17 protein-coding genes are annotated in these 16,888 nt (G+C 29.4%); 5 read left to right on the forward strand and 12 right to left on the reverse strand.

The window, feature by feature from the left end; translation table 11 throughout:
* Entirely contained in the window at positions 1-1,857 is a 1,857-nt protein-coding gene (locus CSUB8523_RS02920) for an aryl-sulfate sulfotransferase (RefSeq protein ID WP_039663245.1), read from the forward strand.
* Positions 1,858-1,886: 29 nt separating this feature from the next.
* Here CSUB8523_RS02920 and CSUB8523_RS02925 read toward each other — a convergent pair whose 3' ends face one another.
* Positions 1,887-3,281: an anaerobic C4-dicarboxylate transporter gene (locus CSUB8523_RS02925; protein ID WP_039663248.1), complete on the reverse strand. Its 1,395-nt coding sequence runs from the start codon at positions 3,279-3,281 to the stop codon at positions 1,887-1,889.
* Positions 3,282-3,414: 133 nt separating this feature from the next.
* Complete coding sequence (locus CSUB8523_RS02930; protein WP_039663250.1) at positions 3,415-4,683, reverse strand: M20/M25/M40 family metallo-hydrolase; 1,269 nt, start codon at positions 4,681-4,683, stop codon at positions 3,415-3,417.
* Between the two features lie 52 nt (positions 4,684-4,735).
* Between CSUB8523_RS02930 and CSUB8523_RS02935 the strand changes: the two genes are divergently transcribed.
* The gene (locus CSUB8523_RS02935) at positions 4,736-5,260 is read left to right on the forward strand and encodes a thermonuclease family protein (protein ID WP_039663252.1); all 525 of its coding nucleotides are present in this window, start codon (positions 4,736-4,738) and stop codon (positions 5,258-5,260) included.
* 8 nt (positions 5,261-5,268) lie between these two features.
* Entirely contained in the window at positions 5,269-5,454 is a 186-nt protein-coding gene (locus tag CSUB8523_RS02940; RefSeq protein WP_039663254.1) for a hypothetical protein, read from the forward strand.
* Here CSUB8523_RS02940 and CSUB8523_RS02945 read toward each other — a convergent pair.
* The 9 genes from CSUB8523_RS02945 to abc-f all read right to left on the reverse strand — a co-directional run bounded on the left by CSUB8523_RS02945 (position 5,434) and on the right by abc-f (position 14,611).
* Positions 5,434-5,997 (reverse strand): hypothetical protein, encoded by a 564-nt coding sequence (locus CSUB8523_RS02945; RefSeq protein WP_039663257.1) that lies wholly within the window; start codon positions 5,995-5,997, stop codon positions 5,434-5,436. The genes CSUB8523_RS02940 and CSUB8523_RS02945 overlap by 21 nt on opposite strands.
* Positions 5,998-5,999: 2 nt before the next feature.
* Positions 6,000-6,875, reverse strand: coding sequence for a tRNA 5-methoxyuridine(34)/uridine 5-oxyacetic acid(34) synthase CmoB (gene cmoB, locus CSUB8523_RS02950; protein ID WP_039663259.1), 876 nt, complete (start codon positions 6,873-6,875; stop codon positions 6,000-6,002).
* A 37-nt stretch (positions 6,876-6,912) separates the two neighbouring features.
* Complete coding sequence (locus tag CSUB8523_RS02955) at positions 6,913-7,662, reverse strand: flagellin (RefSeq protein WP_039663262.1); 750 nt, start codon at positions 7,660-7,662, stop codon at positions 6,913-6,915.
* Between the two features lie 32 nt (positions 7,663-7,694).
* Positions 7,695-8,162 (reverse strand): DUF4149 domain-containing protein, encoded by a 468-nt coding sequence (locus CSUB8523_RS02960; RefSeq protein ID WP_043019554.1) that lies wholly within the window; start codon positions 8,160-8,162, stop codon positions 7,695-7,697.
* A gap of 30 nt (positions 8,163-8,192) precedes the next feature.
* Positions 8,193-8,993 carry a HemK/PrmC family methyltransferase gene (locus tag CSUB8523_RS02965; protein WP_043020347.1) on the reverse strand — a complete coding sequence of 267 codons (801 nt, stop codon included), beginning with the start codon at positions 8,991-8,993 and terminating at the stop codon, positions 8,193-8,195.
* Entirely contained in the window at positions 8,993-10,180 is a 1,188-nt protein-coding gene (locus CSUB8523_RS02970) for a M48 family metallopeptidase (protein ID WP_039663266.1), read from the reverse strand. Before CSUB8523_RS02970 ends, CSUB8523_RS02965 begins: the two co-directional genes overlap by 1 nt.
* A 98-nt stretch (positions 10,181-10,278) precedes the next feature.
* Positions 10,279-11,229, reverse strand: coding sequence for an autotransporter outer membrane beta-barrel domain-containing protein (locus tag CSUB8523_RS02975; protein ID WP_052242978.1), 951 nt, complete (start codon positions 11,227-11,229; stop codon positions 10,279-10,281).
* A gap of 122 nt (positions 11,230-11,351) precedes the next feature.
* Positions 11,352-12,413 carry a hypothetical protein gene (locus CSUB8523_RS02980; protein ID WP_043019555.1) on the reverse strand — a complete coding sequence of 354 codons (1,062 nt, stop codon included), beginning with the start codon at positions 12,411-12,413 and terminating at the stop codon, positions 11,352-11,354.
* 266 nt (positions 12,414-12,679) lie between these two features.
* On the reverse strand, positions 12,680-14,611 hold the full coding sequence (gene abc-f, locus CSUB8523_RS02985) for a ribosomal protection-like ABC-F family protein (RefSeq protein ID WP_039663271.1): 1,932 nt from the start codon (positions 14,609-14,611) through the stop codon (positions 12,680-12,682).
* Positions 14,612-14,688: 77 nt separating this feature from the next.
* Here abc-f and CSUB8523_RS02990 point away from each other — a divergent pair, with 77 nt between their 5' ends.
* Together CSUB8523_RS02990 and CSUB8523_RS02995 are read left to right on the forward strand one after the other, a co-directional pair.
* Positions 14,689-15,813 carry a metallophosphoesterase gene (locus tag CSUB8523_RS02990; RefSeq protein WP_158336821.1) on the forward strand — a complete coding sequence of 375 codons (1,125 nt, stop codon included), beginning with the start codon at positions 14,689-14,691 and terminating at the stop codon, positions 15,811-15,813.
* Complete coding sequence (locus tag CSUB8523_RS02995) at positions 15,814-16,623, forward strand: phosphatidylserine decarboxylase (RefSeq protein ID WP_043019556.1); 810 nt, start codon at positions 15,814-15,816, stop codon at positions 16,621-16,623.
* Here CSUB8523_RS02995 and CSUB8523_RS03000 read toward each other — a convergent pair.
* Positions 16,598-16,888 carry a FlhB-like flagellar biosynthesis protein gene (locus CSUB8523_RS03000; protein ID WP_043019557.1) on the reverse strand — a complete coding sequence of 97 codons (291 nt, stop codon included), beginning with the start codon at positions 16,886-16,888 and terminating at the stop codon, positions 16,598-16,600. The two genes, CSUB8523_RS02995 and CSUB8523_RS03000, sit on opposite strands and share 26 nt — an antisense overlap.

Consider the following 16,888-nt stretch of genomic DNA (forward strand, 5'->3'; position numbering starts at 1 on the left):
ATGAAAATTAGTAAAATTGTAAGTAATGTTTTACTTGCTAGTGGTGTTGTTGTGATGATACCAAGTGTTTCTTTGGCTATAGGTGGACCTAGTGGTGCTAGTATTAATTGGGAGATTCAAGGTAAAATTGGCGCTATAAAGATAAATCCTTATGGTTTATCCCCGCTTAGTGCTGTAATTATGGATGGTGGACACAAACTAAAAGATGTGAGTGTAACTATAGTTCCAAAACCGAATGGACAAATTATATCTTATAAGGTAAACCCTAGTAAAATTAAAACATATGGTGGAATTCCTATTTTTGGACTTTATCCATCGTATTTAAACACAGTAAAAGTAAGCTATACTAAAACTGCTTTTGGAAAAAGTGAAAAAGTAGTAGATGAGGTATATAAAATAGCAACTGGTGGAGTAAATATAGAGCCAAGTGGAAGTATTATGCAAAGAGGTGTGCCTTTTGAAAAAGTAGAAGTAATTAAAGTAGATAAAGGTTTTGAAGATAGGTTGTATTTAGTTAATAATGTCCCGGGAAAACAAAGTGGAAAAGGTTCTCAAGCTGTATGGAATAACCCTGCTGGAGGTGCAATGGAGTGGGATGAGAATTCAAATGTATTTATTGTTGATACTAAAGGTGAAATTCGTTGGTATTTAGACAGTGATAAATTAATGGATTGGGATAACATTTATAACCGTGGTATTATGATGGGATTTAGGCAAAATACTGATGGAACTTTAACTTGGGGTTTTGGGCAAAAATATGTTAAGTATGATTTAATGGGTAGAGAAATTTTTAATCGTCTTTTGCCTTCTTCTTATATAGATTTTTCTCATTCTATGGATAATATGCAAAATGGAAACTATCTTTTAAGAGTAGCTTCTGCTAATGTCAAACGTCCTGATGACAAAAATGTGCGTTCAGTGCGTGATGTAATAGTAGAGGTTGATAAGAATGGTAATGTAGTAGATGAGTGGAGACTTTTTGAAATTTTAGATCCATATAGAGCAAATATAATTAAAACATTAGATCAAGGTGCGGTTTGTTTAAATATAGATACTAGTAAAGCGGGAGTTACCTTGAGTGATGAGGACTTAGCTAAAATGGATACAAGTGATTCTTTTGGTGATATAGCAGGTACTGGAGTAGGGCGTAATTGGGCACATGTAAATAGTGTAGATTATGATCCAAGTGATGATAGTATTATTATTTCAAGTCGTCATCAAAGTGCAATTATAAAAATAGGGCGTGATAAAAAAGTAAAATGGATATTAGGAGCACATAAGGGATGGGGAGAAAAATATAAAAAAGCACTTTTGCAACCTGTTGATAAAAATGGCAAAAAGATAGTTTGTGAAGATGAATATAGCAAATGCCCTGGTTATGAAAATGAAGAAGGTGGGTTTGACTTCACATGGACACAGCATACTGCTTTTAGAGTAGATGAAAAATCTGATAAAAGATATATTTACATTACAGCTTTTGATAATGGTGATGCAAGGGGTATAGAACAACCTGCTTTTGCTTCGATGAAATATTCAAGAGCAGTTGTGTATAAAATAGATCAAAAAAATAAAACTGTAGAACAAATTTGGGAGTATGGCAAGCAAAGAGGTAGTGAGTGGTTTTCACCTGTTACTTCTTTAACTGAGTACCATAAAGATAAAAATTCTATTATGGTTTATAGTGCTACTGCTGGAATGTCATTTGACTTAAGTAAAGGCGCTGCTGTAGGTGAGCCAAGACCTGAAATAGATGAGTTTAAATGGGGAGCTGAAGAACCTTCAGTGCAAATTCGCTTTAGTGGAACAAGTATAGGTTATCAAGCTATGCCTATTGATTTAGAAAAAGCATTTAAATAAGAAAAAAGGGCTTTAAAAAAAGCCCTTTTTTATAAATATCCTGCACCTAAAGCTAAGAAATAACCTACTATACAAGAAACAATCACACCAATTAATCCTGGTAAAATAAAGCTATGATTGATAACAAATTTACCTATTTTTGTAGTACCTGATCTGTCAAATTGTATAGTTGCAAGATCACTTGGATAAGTTGGTAAAATATAATATCCATAGCAAGCTGCTGCAAAAGCAATAATAATTCCTGGTTCAACACCAATTCCTAATGCAAGTGGCACAAAAGCCGCGATTGCTGCTGCTTGAGAATTAACAAATTTAGAAATTAATAAAAGCATAATAGCATAAGTCCAAGGATGTTCTATAACGATATTTCCTAAAGATTCTTTCATCATAGGGGTATGCACTGCAAACATAGTATCTGCCATCCAAGAAATTCCAAAAACAGCCACCAAGGCTATCATGCCGGATTTGAAAATTTCATTTTTTGCAATTTTGCTTGCGTCAAGTTTAGTAAAGATGATTAGTGCTGCACCTGCTAAAAGCATAAATATTTGAATAGTTGCTACCATATTCATAGGCTTAGTAGTGCCTTTTTGGGTAAATTGTGGTCTAAGCTCTGGGAAGGCTCCAAGTATAGCTACTATAGCAATAGCACCTAGAAAAATCCACATCGCTACCCATTGGATAGTTGGAAGTTTTTGTTCAAGAAGGGTTTTACTATCGCCATAAATATATTCTCTTTGCTCTGGATTTTTAATTCTAGCTTGAAAATCTTCATCTTTGTCAAGATCTTTTCCTCTAAACCAAGAAAAAATTCCTATAGCCAAAACACCTACTAAAGTAGAAGGTATAGTAATGGCAAGTAAATCTACATAGCCATCAAATCCTGCTAAAGGATGTTTGTTGATTTCTGGATTTAAAAGTAAGGCTGTCAAGCTTACAACAGCAACCGAAACAGGACTTGCTATAATTCCAAGTTGAGAAGAAATACTAGAAGCAGCCATTGGTCTTTCCGGGCGAATGCCATTTTTAATAGCAATGTCATAAATAATAGGCATCATGGTATAAACAACATGTCCAGTTCCACAAAGCATAGTAAGAATACAAGTTACAAATGGAGCTAAAATAGTTAAGAATTTAGGATTTTTTCTTAAAACTCTTTCTGCAATTTGCAACATCACATCTAAACCGCCACTAGCTTGTAAAGTTGCACTAGCAACAACAACTGCTAAGATAGTAAGCATAACATCAATAGAAGGTTTTCCAGGTGCTACTGCAAAACCAAAACTTAAAACTAATAAACCTATACCACCTAATAAACCTAGGGCGATACCGCCTTTTTTTGCCCCATAAAAAAGACAAATGAGAACTACGGCTAGTTGGATACTAAATTGAGTGCCTTCACTAAGACTAGTTAGTATTTCCATACTCTCTCCTTGTTTTTAAAATATGCGAGAGTATAATGTAAGTTTTATTAATAGTAAATAAAATTTATTATTATTTAAATAAATATTTACCAATATTTTGAATTTGTTTATCAAAATATTGGTTATTGTACATTTATTGATAATATTTTAAGATTGTATAAAGAATTTTACTGATTTTATCAATAGAAGCTATTTCGCATTTTTCATCTGTTGAGTGAGGACTATATATATTTGGTCCTATAGAACAACATTCTAGAGGTTGTTTTTCACTTATAATACCACATTCTAAACCAGCATGTATAGTGTAAAGCTTGGCATTTGGATTTTCTTTTTTAAAATAACTTAGAATTTCTTCTCCAAAATTAGTATCTTTATTAGCCCAAGGTGGGTAAAAATTTGCACTTGAAACTTCACAATTTTGCATCTTAAAATAAGTTAAGGTTTCAAATTCTATAGTTTTAAGCTCTTGCAAATCATTAGATCTTGCAAAAAGTTCAAAATAAAATTTACTATCTTTTTCATAAGCTAATGAAAGATTGATACTTGTTTGAACTAAATTTAATTGATGATTAAAAGTTCTAACTCCTTGTGCAAAGGCATTGATGAGATTTAAAATAGCTTGAGAATTTTTATAATATGTTCTTTTGATTTTACCTAGATAATTTATTTTAAAATGATCATTTTCTTTTGGAGGATTTTTAAAAAATACCATGATTTTAGCATGTTTTGGTATAGAATTTATTCTTTCACCTGCTTTAAATTCACAAAGCTCTCCTTGATTTTGAGTGATAAAGTAACTTGCTTCTTTTATAGATGATTTGATATTTTTTATAATATCAATTCCTGAGTGACCACCTTTAAAATTAATCGCTTCTAACTCATAACAGTCTTCTTTTTTTTCATCTATTTCCAAATTTAAACTAGCAAAAATATCCACTCCGCCAGCACAACCTATAACAACTTCATTATCACTTTCATGATCTAAATTTAAAAGTTTGTTTGAAATTAAAGTGTGAGCAAGATTATTTGCTCCGCAAAGTCCAACTTCTTCATCATTAGTAAAAAGACATTCGATATTTTCAAATTCTTTTAAAGCTTGCATCATTAATGATACTCCTATGCCATTATCTGCACCCAAACTCGAGTTCTTGGCCTTTAAATATCCATTTTCTTCATACATTTGTATATTTGGAGCCTTTCCCATGCAAACCATATCATAATGACTTTGTAAACAAATTTTTGGTTTTCCTTTATATGCGTGGATATTACCTGCTTCATCAACATTTACTTGGCAACTTTGACTTTTAGCAAAATTAATAAGAAAATTTTTTAATTCTTCAGTATGGAAACTACAATGAGGTATTTGAGTAATTTGTTTAAAATTTTGTATAATTTCTTGCATAAAATCTCCTTTTTTTGTAATTATGGCATATTATTATATAGGTAAGGTTTAAATGAAAATTTCTATAAAACAAATTAAAATATTGATAAACTTAATAAAAGATCCAAAGAAATTGTTAATTATTCTTTTTTTGTTTGCTTTTGCTTATGTTTTAAACTATGATGATAATTCTTATATTAACGCTAAAGTAAGTCATGTAGTAGATGGAGATACTATTGAGGCTAAATTTGAAAATGAAAAGCTTAAAATTAGACTTTTTGGTATAGATGCACCTGAGAGTGATCAAGCTTATGGGAAGATGGCTACGCAATTTTTAAATGCAATTGTGTTGAATAAAGAAGTGGTTTTGAATATAAAAGATGAGGATAAATATGGTAGAATTTTAGCTATTATGTATTTAAATGATAAAGATATTAATCAAGTTATGGTTAAAAATGGCTTTGCTTGGGCTTATGAATATTATAGTGATTTGTATGTAAATGAGCAAAATTATGCCAAAGAAAATAAAAAAGGGTTGTGGGTAGATGAAAATCCTATAGAACCTTATAAATGGCGTAAACAAATAAGATTAAAATAGGAAAAGAGATGTTTAAAAAAATATTTTTCGTTGGGTTTTTAGCATTATTTTTTGGTGGTTGTTTTGTAAATGAAAGAGGAATTTCAAATCGATTTTATGATGATTGTAAAGAATACTATGATGCAAGCGGAACTTACCATAAAGAATGTCCAAAGAATTGGGTAGATTTACCTTTAACCCCCGATTCCTTTTAAAACAGCATTTAGTTCCTCTGGAGTAGCATCTTGCTTGGTTGATTCTTGTTGGTTTTGATTGTTATTTGTAGCAGCTTGATTTTGTTTAAGTTTGAATATATGATCATCCGTAGTAATAACCTGAAAAGATGCGTCAAAAATTTTGATCCCATTTACAAAACCAGCTACTTTAACCTCTCTTTTTCTTGAGTCATCGCTAAACAAAGCGCTTGCTTCAAGATTTAAAATATCTCCTACTTTTAAAGGAGCATAGAAAAAGCTTCTTGAGCCTATTAAGACACTAAATTCTTTATTGATTGCAGCTTGTGCTATGTAATTTGCTGCATTAAAAACAAAACCACTATGTACCAATCCTAGTTCATCTACTGCCATATCATGAGTTGTGATTAAAATACCTTTGGCGAAATTTCTTTCTATATGAGAAATACTTCCTGCTAAAGCATTGTTTATCCCTGGACAAGTGATAAGTTCTGATTTGATACGATTTAACTCTTCTGGGTCTATTAATTCTTCTATAGTAACAGCACTTACTGTTCTTGCCATTTTTACACCTTTAATTTAACATAAACTCTTTTTGGTGCTTCATAGCCTTCGTAAGTTAAATTTGAATCATTTTTATCTAAAAATTGATCTAAAGAATAAGAGTCAATCCATTGTGTTTTTCTTTGTTCTAAAAGATCGGTTTGTTTAGTTGTTATAATTTCAAATTCACTAAATCCAGCTCTATAACACCAATTTCTTAAACCTAATATCGACGGAATGAAAAAAATATTTGGTATTTTTGAGTAAGTTTTTTGAGGAATAAGTGCTATTTCTCTTTCATCTTCTATATACATAGTGTCTAAAAAGACTATACCATCTTTATTTAAAGATTGCTTGAGTTGTTTTAGCATGGCTATAGGATCACTACGATGATAGATCACTCCAAGACAAAAAATCACATCAAATTTTATACTATAATTTGGCACATCAGCCACGCCTAAAAGCTCATATTGTATTTGAGTTTTTGCAATAGAGTTTAAAAGTAAAAATTGTAAATAATACTTAATAGAAGGATCAAAACCTATGAGTTTCAAAGGGTTAAATTCAAGCATTTTAAACATATAATAACCATTATTACAGCCAATATCTGCTACTATTTTGCCTTTTATTTCTTGCATATAAGGTTTTAAAATATTAAATTTAATAAAACTTCGCCATTCTGTATCTATAAATAAATCATTAATTTTAAAAGGTCCTTTACGCCAAGGTTTTAACTCTAATGCAATGCTTTGAATCTCATCATCTAAGCTTTTATCACAAAAAATATCAAAACTTTCATTGATAAGGTAATTTGAATTTTGAACTTTTGTGCTAAGTTTTTGAATTTTTTCATATAATGGATGTTTTAAAACTTGCTTATTTAAAGCATTATTTTGCATATTTTTCCTTGAAAAACTCCTATTTAGGAGTTTTTGTTTATTGAAGTAAGCCTGCTAGTTTAGTTTGTAACATTACATTTGAATGAGCATTTGCAAATAAAAATGCATTTTCTTTTAGGTAATTTGTATTAAAATCATTGATATTTTGAGCTAAGTCATTATTTTGTAATTTGCTTTCAGCTTCTTTAGTGTTAATGCTAGTTTGCAAAGATGAGTTGATATTAGAATGGATAGCGTTAATTCCAACACCAATATCTGCACGTAAAGAACTTACTTGATCTTGAAAATCACGAATTCCATCTTGATTTTCAAGACTTAAATTTGCTGTACTTGGCTGATTTAAATTGATACTTTCAACTCCAATGCCAACAACAAAATCCATGCTTTGAAATACATTTTTACCATTAAAAGTCGCATTTGAAAATGCACTATTAATTGAACTTACAAGCTTGTTTGCTTCAGTATTTAGTATATTTTTTTGTCTATCATTCAAGGCAGCATTGTTTGAGCGTACTGAAAGCTCATTGAGTTTATCTGCAGTGGTTGAGATATTATTTAGTGTTGAATCAGCAATTTGTAAAATACCCACTGAATCATAAGCATTTAAAATACCTTGATCTATGGTGCTATATTGACTTCTTAGAGAATCAGCTATGGCTAGATTAGATCCATCAGTTCCATTTATAGCACGCATTGCAGCTATGTTTTCTAAAGCCTTTTCTTGGCTTTTTTGAGCTTGGTTTAAGTAGTGATTTTGTTGTGTTATTCCTATATCACCTATTTTCATCTTTGCTCCTTTTAAAGACTTATTTTATTATATCATTTTTTTGTTCTAAAATTTAAGAAAAACAAAATTACTTGTGATAACATGATAATTTTCATCACAACTTCACTTGCACTATGAATTTTTATAAATTCTTGAGTTTTAGTTGCTTCTTCTCCTAGGTTTTGTGCTTCTAAAACATAAGCAGTGAAGTAAAATACAAAAAGCAAACTTAGTGCCAAATTGATCAAAGAAATCATAAATTTTGAAAAATTTATTTTAAAAGTTAAATTTTTATCTTTAAATGAAAAAATTTCCATTAAGATAGACAAAGCACTCACACCTAGTAAAACATAGCCAAATTGCACAAAAATATGTGTCATTAAAAGCCCACTTTGAAAATGGTTTAAAACCCCTTCACCTATAAATTTAGCAGGATAAAATATAGTCGGAGCTAAAAACACACCTATGCTAATTTCAATTCCAATTAAACTTGCTAATAAAAATAAATATATTGATTTCATATTTTCTCCTATAATAAAGATAATTATAGTCTAATTTTTTAAATTCCATGCAACAAAAGCTCTATCAAAACCATTATAATCTTGATAAAAAGTAGCTTTAAAGCCATTTTCTTCTAAAATTTCATTTAAAATTGCTTTTTGATCATATCCAAACTCACATGCTAAAACTTTTGTGTTTTGATTTTTGGCAAAAAGGATAATTTCGTATAAAATTTCCCAGCCTTTATCCCCGCCAAATAAAGCATTATGTGGTTCATTTTGCACCCATTTATCTAAAGGATAATCATTTTTAATGTAAGGAGGATTAGAAAAAATAAAATCAAAATTTCCTTGTATATTTTTAAAATCACAAAGTTGAAAGTTAATCAAATTTGAAACTTTGTGGAAATCTGCATTTTTTTTAGCAAGTTCTAGTGCTTTTGGATTTATATCGCAAGCTTGTATAAAAATTTGTTTCAACTTTACTAGACAAATGCTTAAAATTCCACTTCCAAAACCAATTTCAAGTATATTTTTAAAAGAATGTTGAGTTAAATTTTCTAAGCATTTTTCAAGTAATATTTCACTATCAAAACGTGGTATTAAAACTCCTTTTTCTATAAAAAAATCTAAACCATAAAATTGTGTTTTTTTAAATAAATATTCAAAAGGCTCGCCATTTAAAAATTTATCTACATATTCTAAAAAAACTTTTTCATCAATTTGAAATTCAGGATTTAAAAAAATCCAAGCTCTATCTTTTTGTAAAAACTCACAAAGAATAAAAAGTATATATTCTTTGTAAGTAGAATCTTTTGCATAAGCTTGCTTTAAAGCTTGTTTGATTGAAATCATTGCAAAGCTTTAATCCTATCGTAAATGCAAGGGTGACTTAGATGAAAGAAAGTATAAATTTTACTTGTTTTAATAAAGGCTTTATTTTCTTTTGCTAAAGCTATGAGAGCATCTTTCATATCTTCTTTAGAGCTTAGTTTTGCTCCATGTAAATCGGCATTAAATTCGTTTTTTTGACTCATTTTATTAAGCACAGGGGAAATAATAAAAGTAAAAATATTCCCAAAAATCAATAAAAGTGCAAAAACTCCAGCACTTACTCCATCTAAATGACTTTCAGTGTAAAAAAAGCTTGGTAAATGAGCAAAGATAAAAAATAAAGCAAAAAGCATCAAAGCACTAGCAAATAATATTTTTAACAAATCTTTATGTACAAAATGTCCTAGCTCATGTCCTAAAACAGCAATAAGTTCTTTTTCTTTTAAAGCATTTAAAAGTGTATCAAATAACACCACTCTTTTGCTTTTAAATAAACCACCAAAATAAGCATTCAATCTTTTATCTCTTTTGCTTGCATCAATCACATAAATTCCATTTGTGCTAAAACCACATTTTTGCATTAAATTAGTGATTTTTTCAAGTAAATTTTCATCTTCAAGTTTTTTCATTTTATTAAATATTGGTGCAATAAGAGTAGGGTAGATGAGGTTTATAATAAGTATGATTATAAAGCTTAGTGCAAAAGCTACTACCCACCAATATATGCTAAAAAATTCAAAACAAAACACCAAGGTATAGATGATTAAAAAGCCAAAAATAAGCATAAGCACAAGGGACTTGATGCTATCTTTAATAAAAAGCGTCAAAGTCATATTTGAAAAGCCGTGTTTTTTGTCTTTTATAAAGCTTTCATAATAACTAAGTGGTAAATTTAAAATACTAATAATTAATAAAAATGCAAGTAAAAATAAAGTATTTTCCAAGGTAGAGTTTTCTTTTATGAAAAATTCTTTCAAATACAAAAAACCAAAAGTAATCCAAGAAATATTAATCATTAAATTATAAAGATTAGAAAAGATTTTATATTTTTCATTTTCTATGGCAATATCTGCAGCATTTTTATAATCGTGTTCGTTTAAAATGATCGCTTGTTTTTCTCTTTCTTTTTTTAAAAATGCAATTTGCATATAAGATATAAAAATTAAAAAAGCTGTATAAATACATAAAATCATTATTAAAATCATAGTTTTTTCCATATTTTTTTTGAAAGTATGCAATAAGAAAGTAAATAAGCATAGGTAAAACTACCTATGCTGTATAAGAAGAATTCTATTTAGATTAATTAAAATGAGTATTTAAGACCAATGTTACCAGTTAGATAAGTTTCATCGGTATTGTCATCTTTATTGCCTAAGATTTGTTTAGCACCTACACTTAGATCAATAGTGAATTTATCTGTTATACCAATATTACTTCCAATAAGAATTTTACCAAAAGTTTTATCTTTTTCGGCTCCAGCTACATGATAATTCATATCACTTCCTGTAAAGCGAGCTTTAAAGTTGTTTCCACTCATAGCAAAGAATTGTTCGATTTTTGGAGTGATATAGAAATAGCTACCATCGTTAAAGAATTTTCTAAATTCTGCACCAAGTTCTGCACTTGCTGCAAAACTATCCATTGAATAAACTTTTTGAGCCCAAACACCACTTTCTGTATAATCTGGAGTTTTTCCATAGTAAAGATTTAATCCAATTAGTGGTTTAATCGAGAAGTTATCACTAAAGTCAAATACATAACCATATGCACCGCTTGCACCTAAGAAAGTTTGAGTGTAATCAGATTTATTGCTAGTTCCATTTAAAAATCTTTCTTGATCAGTCCAGCTAAATTGTGCATATGTTTTGATATCAAATTCATGTTGCCCATTGGCTATTCTTGAATATGCACCAAATTGTAAATTATCTGCATCTTGACTGATAGAATTGTAATTTAATTTAGAGTCAGCATAAGTTAAATATGCACCAAAGAAAACAGCATCAGTGAATTGTCTATCGATACCTAGTGTGATACCATATACAAAATCATTTTCACTACCTATCATATTTGCCCCACCAAATGCATTAGACCAAACGCTGTTTTCACATTGGTTTCTATCTTGTAGCATTCTAGTTGAAATAGCCATTTCATTAGCTAGGTTGATAACTTGGATAGCACCCTGGCGATTAGAGTTGTTTGCACTTTCTCTAGCTGAATTTACTACGTTTTTGGCCTGTTGAGCATTACCTACCATAGCATCAGTTAGAGCGCTACCTGCTGCTTGCTCTCTGTTTGATCTTAATAAAGAAGCTAAAACAGCATCAATTTGACTATTAAATGCTGTGTTTGATTTGTTTAATCTATCTATTTCAGCATCTATTTTTTTATGATTTTTTTAAGTTCGGCATTAGGATCTTCTTGTTGATTTTGATTTAGTGGTATTGGTAATCTAGCTTCTGTTCTTAAATAATTATTTAGTTGTGTCAACACCTCTTTTTTTGCAATAATTAAATTTTTACTGATTTCACTTGGTTTGTAGTCTTTCCAAGCTGATGTATCTGCTTGAAGATATAAAGAATTTCCAATAGTTGCTAGTTTATAGTTAAGACCTTCGATTTCAATCTCGATTGTGCCTTCAGAAGGAACTAAACCCTCTGCTGCAATGTAACCTGGAGTTTTTCCTGTTAATATGCTAATAAATATATTTTCATCTTTATCTAGATAAAATTCTTTGTAAACACCCGCTGTATTTGAGGTTGTAATATTTTTATTAAAACCACCATTAGCGCTTAGTAAAAAGATACCATTTTCACTTACTGGTGCGTTGCTAGTTTTAAATGTTGAATTTATTATATTTGCTTTTCCTGTTACATGAAAGTTGTGATTTCCATAGAAATCAAATTTTGCATCTTCAGCTGCAAAATCACCTTTTACAAGCAAAGAGCCATATGCACTTTGACTTCCTAAGGTTCCATTACTAACGGAAAGATTCGCACCGTTTATAATGTGTAGATTTCCTTCTATAACACCTGTGTTGCCTACTTCTAAAGCACTATTTATACCATCAAAAATTATTTCTTTTGCTTTTATATCAAAAGAGTAAAATTTATCTTTTTTTCCATCGTGATAATGACCGATTTTTGCATCTTGATCATTAGCGCCAACCTTAAGTGTGCTTTTAGCTGCATCTATATTTAAGTGTTTGATATGTTTGTTATTTTCACCATCGAAGCTTTCTCCAATGACAGAAGAGATATTGTAGATAGAACCTGTATCTTTTTCTACTACAAAACTGTAGTTTCCGTTTTTATTTATATCTTTTAAATTAGTGTCAGAGAACGATCCCCCCCCCCCTTTTTTTTTTGTAACAGCATGAGCTGAACTAGCTACCATGGTAGCAACGCAAGCTGATAAAAAAAATTTTCTCGAATTTTTCATTTTCTAACTCATTTACAAAATATTTAAAATTGAATTGTGATTTTATCATTAAGATAATTTAAAAGTCAATAAAAATTAGCAAAAAAATCAAAAAAAACGATTTCTTTAATGTGAAAAAATATATATTCAAGATTATTAAAGTGATGTTGTATAGGTGTTTTAAAATATTAAATATATTTTTGTTTTTAGTTGGAAAATTATTATATAAAAAAACATAATCAATAAATTTTTATTAAGTTAAGATTAACCAATATTGTAAATATTTTCTATTCTTCAATTTTTTCAAGAGTATTAAAATACTTTTCTTCTAAAATAGCTAATAGTTCTTGTTTTTCTTTTAATTCATCATAGAGTGTGTTGATACCTATTTTTTGATAAATTTCAGGTTTTGATAATGAATTTTTAAGTGTTTTAATTTCTTCTTCTAATTTGTGAATTTTATCAGGATATGAGTTTAAAATTTCATTTTCTTTATAACTTAACTTTTTAGTGGATTTTTCCTTTATTTTTGTATTTGTAGTAGTGTTTGTTTCTAGGTTTTTAGAAAATTCTTCAAAATCTTTGTATTCTTTTTCATTTTCTAAATATTCACTATAAGAAAGAACTTCTATATTAATATTTGCATTATCTTCAAAGGCATAAAGTTTGGTTGCGATTTTATCCACAAAATATCTATCATGTGAGACAAGCAAAATCGCACCTTCAAAAGAAAGTAAATATTCTTCTAAGATATTTATCGTAGCTATGTCTAAATCATTTGTTGGTTCATCTAAAATTAATACATCGTATTCTTTAGTAAAAAGCAAAGCTAGAGCAACTCTGTTTTTTTCACCTCCACTTAATACACTCACACTTTGTTCTAAAAATTCTTTTGGAAATAAAAATTGTTTTAAGTATCCATAAACATGCATATTTTTACCACGCACTTGAATATGATCGCCACCATTTGGGCAAAAAATTTCTAAAAGCTTTTTATCGGTATTGAGTAAGCTTCTACTTTGATCAAAATAGCCTATTTTAACTTCACCTCTTTTAATCTCTCCGCTATCTAGTGGAATTTGATCAAGTAAAATTTTTAAAAAAGTAGATTTTCCACAGCCATTTTTACCTACTATGGCTATACGCTCACCTTGTAAAATTCGTGCATTAAAGTCTTTAAAAAGTGTTTTATCTGCTATAGATTTTGAGATATTTTTAAGTTCAAAAAGCATTTTTTTGCGGTTTTGACTTTGGGTTTGGTTGAAGTTTTTACTTGCTCTTTTGATTTCAAGCTGTAAGCGTTTGATAGCTCCTGGATTTTTCTTGGCTTCTTCACGCATTTTAAAAATTCGCTCTTTACGCCCCTCGTTACGTTTAAGTCTAGCCTTAACTCCTCTTCTTAGCCATTCTTCTTCGCTTTTTAGTTGTTTTAGTAGAGTTTCATGACTTTTTGCTAAGGAAGCTAAAATAGCTGCTTTTTTTTCTAAATACTGTGTGTATCCGCCTTCAAAAACGCTTAGTTTTCCTGCTTCTATTTCCACGCATTTTTGTGCTATAGCATCGATAAAATACCTATCATGAGAGATGAAAATAACACACATTTTAGAAGCTTTTAATCTTTCTTCCAAAAAGCTACTCATATAGACATCTAGATGGTTGGTTGGTTCATCAAGCAATAAAATATCAGGATTTTTGAGCAAAAGTGTGCAAAGCCCTACACGTCTTATCTCACCCCCGCTTAAAGAGCAAAGTGTTCTGTCTTTATACTCTAGTAGTTTAAACTCTTCTAATATTCTTTGAATTTTTTGGTCTAAATTCCAAGCATCTTTTGAGTCTATAAATAAACTTAACTCATCTACTTTTTTTAGATGTTCTTTATTTTCTGGATCAAGGGCTAATTTTTCATTATAGTTTTCATACTCTTGTAAGGCTTTATAAATTTCTTCAAGCTCTTTTTTTATGGCTTCATTTACACTTAATGAGCTTTGAAAACTTACTTGTTGATTTAGCATGCCTATGCTAATATTGTTTTGCTTAATCACTCTACCACTATCTAGTTTTAAACTTCCCATAAGGGCTTTTAAAAAGCTTGATTTTCCTTCACCGTTTTTACCTATAATGGCGATTTTTTCTCCTAAATTTGCACTAAAACTTGCATTTTCTAAAACTATTTTTGTATTAAATTTTTTATTTGCATCGATTAAATCTATTAAAGCCAAATTTCTTTCCCAAATGTTTTTTTGCGATTTTACTTTAAAAAGTATTAATTTTGCTTAAATACAATTACAAGATGAGAGTGTTTATTTTTTTTACTTTATTGATTTTATTTTTTACATTGGCAAATTGGTATATTTACAAAAGATTTTTAAGTGGAGTTGATTTTTTAAAGCCTTATAAGAAATTTGTATTAGCTTTTGTTTTAATAGTTTTTGTATGCGAATTGATCTTTTTTGTAAATATGCGTGGGGATTTTTTGCATGAAAAGCTTTATTATATTTTGGCTGTTTTTCCCACTATTACTTGTTTTTTCTTGCTTTTTGGAATGGTTTTTGAATTTGGCTCTTGGATTTTTTTGAATGAAAATAAAAAAGAGCAAATTTTTAGTGCACAAAGAAGAAAATTTTTAAAATTAATTTTTGATTCTTGGCTTATTATACTTAGTGTTAGCATGGTATTTAAGGGTTTTGTAAATGCTATTGGTATCCCAAAAATAAAAGAAATAGATATTAAGATTAAAAATTTAAACGAGGATTTAAATATAGCTTTATTGACAGATGTGCATTTGGGTAAAAATTTAGGTGAAGATTTTCTAAAAGCATTGATTGATAAGGTTAATGCTTTAAATGTGGATATGGTTGTCATAGCTGGAGATTTAATCGATGCAGATATTGCTAGTATATCTTATGTAAATTTGTTAGAAAATTTTAAATCTAAATATGGCACTTACTATGTCTATGGAAATCATGAGTATTATAATGATATAAATGCAATAAGCAAAAGGCTTAAAATGCTTAAAAATTTTAAAGTTTTAGAAGATGAAAGTATTGATTTTGGAGAATTTACCTTAAGTGGTACTTTGGATTTAAGCGCTAAACGATTGGGCTTTAAAGAAAGCGATATAGAAAAAATCAAAACACAAATCAATCAAGATAAAATTAATATTTTAATTACGCATCAACCAAAATATGTAAAAACTTATGATGTGAATGGGTTTGATTTGATTTTATCAGGACATACTCATGCAGGACAAATTTTCCCTTTTTCTTTACTAGTATATTTAGAGCAAGGCTTTGTGTACGGGCTTTATAAATTAAGCAAAGATAGCTTGCTTTATGTAAGTAGTGGAGCTGGATTTTGGGGGCCTGCTGTGAGATTTTTAGCTCCTAGTGAGATAGCTTTGATTAGATTAAAAGGAGAATGAGTGGGATTTAGTAATGGTGCTTCAAAAATGTTTGGAATCATAGCAAAATATAAATTTCCAAAAATTATACAAAAAAATATTAATAAAGCTTATGTAAATGCTTTTAATATTAATATGAGTGAATTTAAACCTTTAGAAGAATATGAGAGTTTAAATGCTTTATTTACAAGAACTTTGTTAAACGAGCGAGAGTTAGAAGATGGATTTATAAGTCCAAGTGATGGTAAAATTTTAGAACTTGGAAGTAGTTTTCAAAATGATTTAAAAGAAAATTTAGCTTTGAGTATTAAAGGTTCAAGTTATAGCATAGAAGAACTTTTGAAAAATTCAGCCAGCAAAGAAGAATTAAAAAATGGCATAGATTATACAAATATTTATTTATCTCCAAAAGATTATCATCATTATCATGCACCTTGTAATATGCAAATTTTAAGTGCTACTTATATGAGTGGGGCTTTATTTAGTGTGAGTGAGGCAAAGTTAGCAAAGATTATAAATCTTTATACCAAAAATGAAAGAGTAGTTTTAAAGTGTTTGGTAGATGGAAAATTTATACTTTGGATGGTATTTGTGGGTGCGCTAAATGTAGGTAAAATGCATTTTACATTTGACACTAGTATACAAACTAATGCTGCAAATTTTGATTTTACTCATACTTATGAGGATTTTTTTGTAAAAAAAGGTCAAAGGCTTGGAAATTTTGAGCTAGGTTCAACTATAGTTTTAATCGCTCAAAAAGGACTTTTGAAATTTAGTAAACATGCTTATGAGCAGGTTGAATTTTCTAAGAAGATCGCGGATCTTGTTTAGTCTTATCCTCATTGGCAACTTTATACAAAAAGGCAAAAATTTCAGCTACTGCTTTATACATATTAGGTGGGATTTCATCGCCTAGATCAAGCTTGCTAAGTACTTCTACTAAGTCTTTGTTTTCTTTTATAGGGATGCCATTTTCTTTGGCCAAAGAGATGATTTTAGCAGCGTTTTCTCCTTTAGCATTAGCTAGAATTTTTGGAGCATTTTGATCTTTTTTATTATAACCTAGCGCAACGGCTTTTTTTGTTTTTTTAGCCAT

Source organism: Campylobacter subantarcticus LMG 24377, from assembly GCF_000816305.1.
Lineage (GTDB): Bacteria > Campylobacterota > Campylobacteria > Campylobacterales > Campylobacteraceae > Campylobacter_D > Campylobacter_D subantarcticus.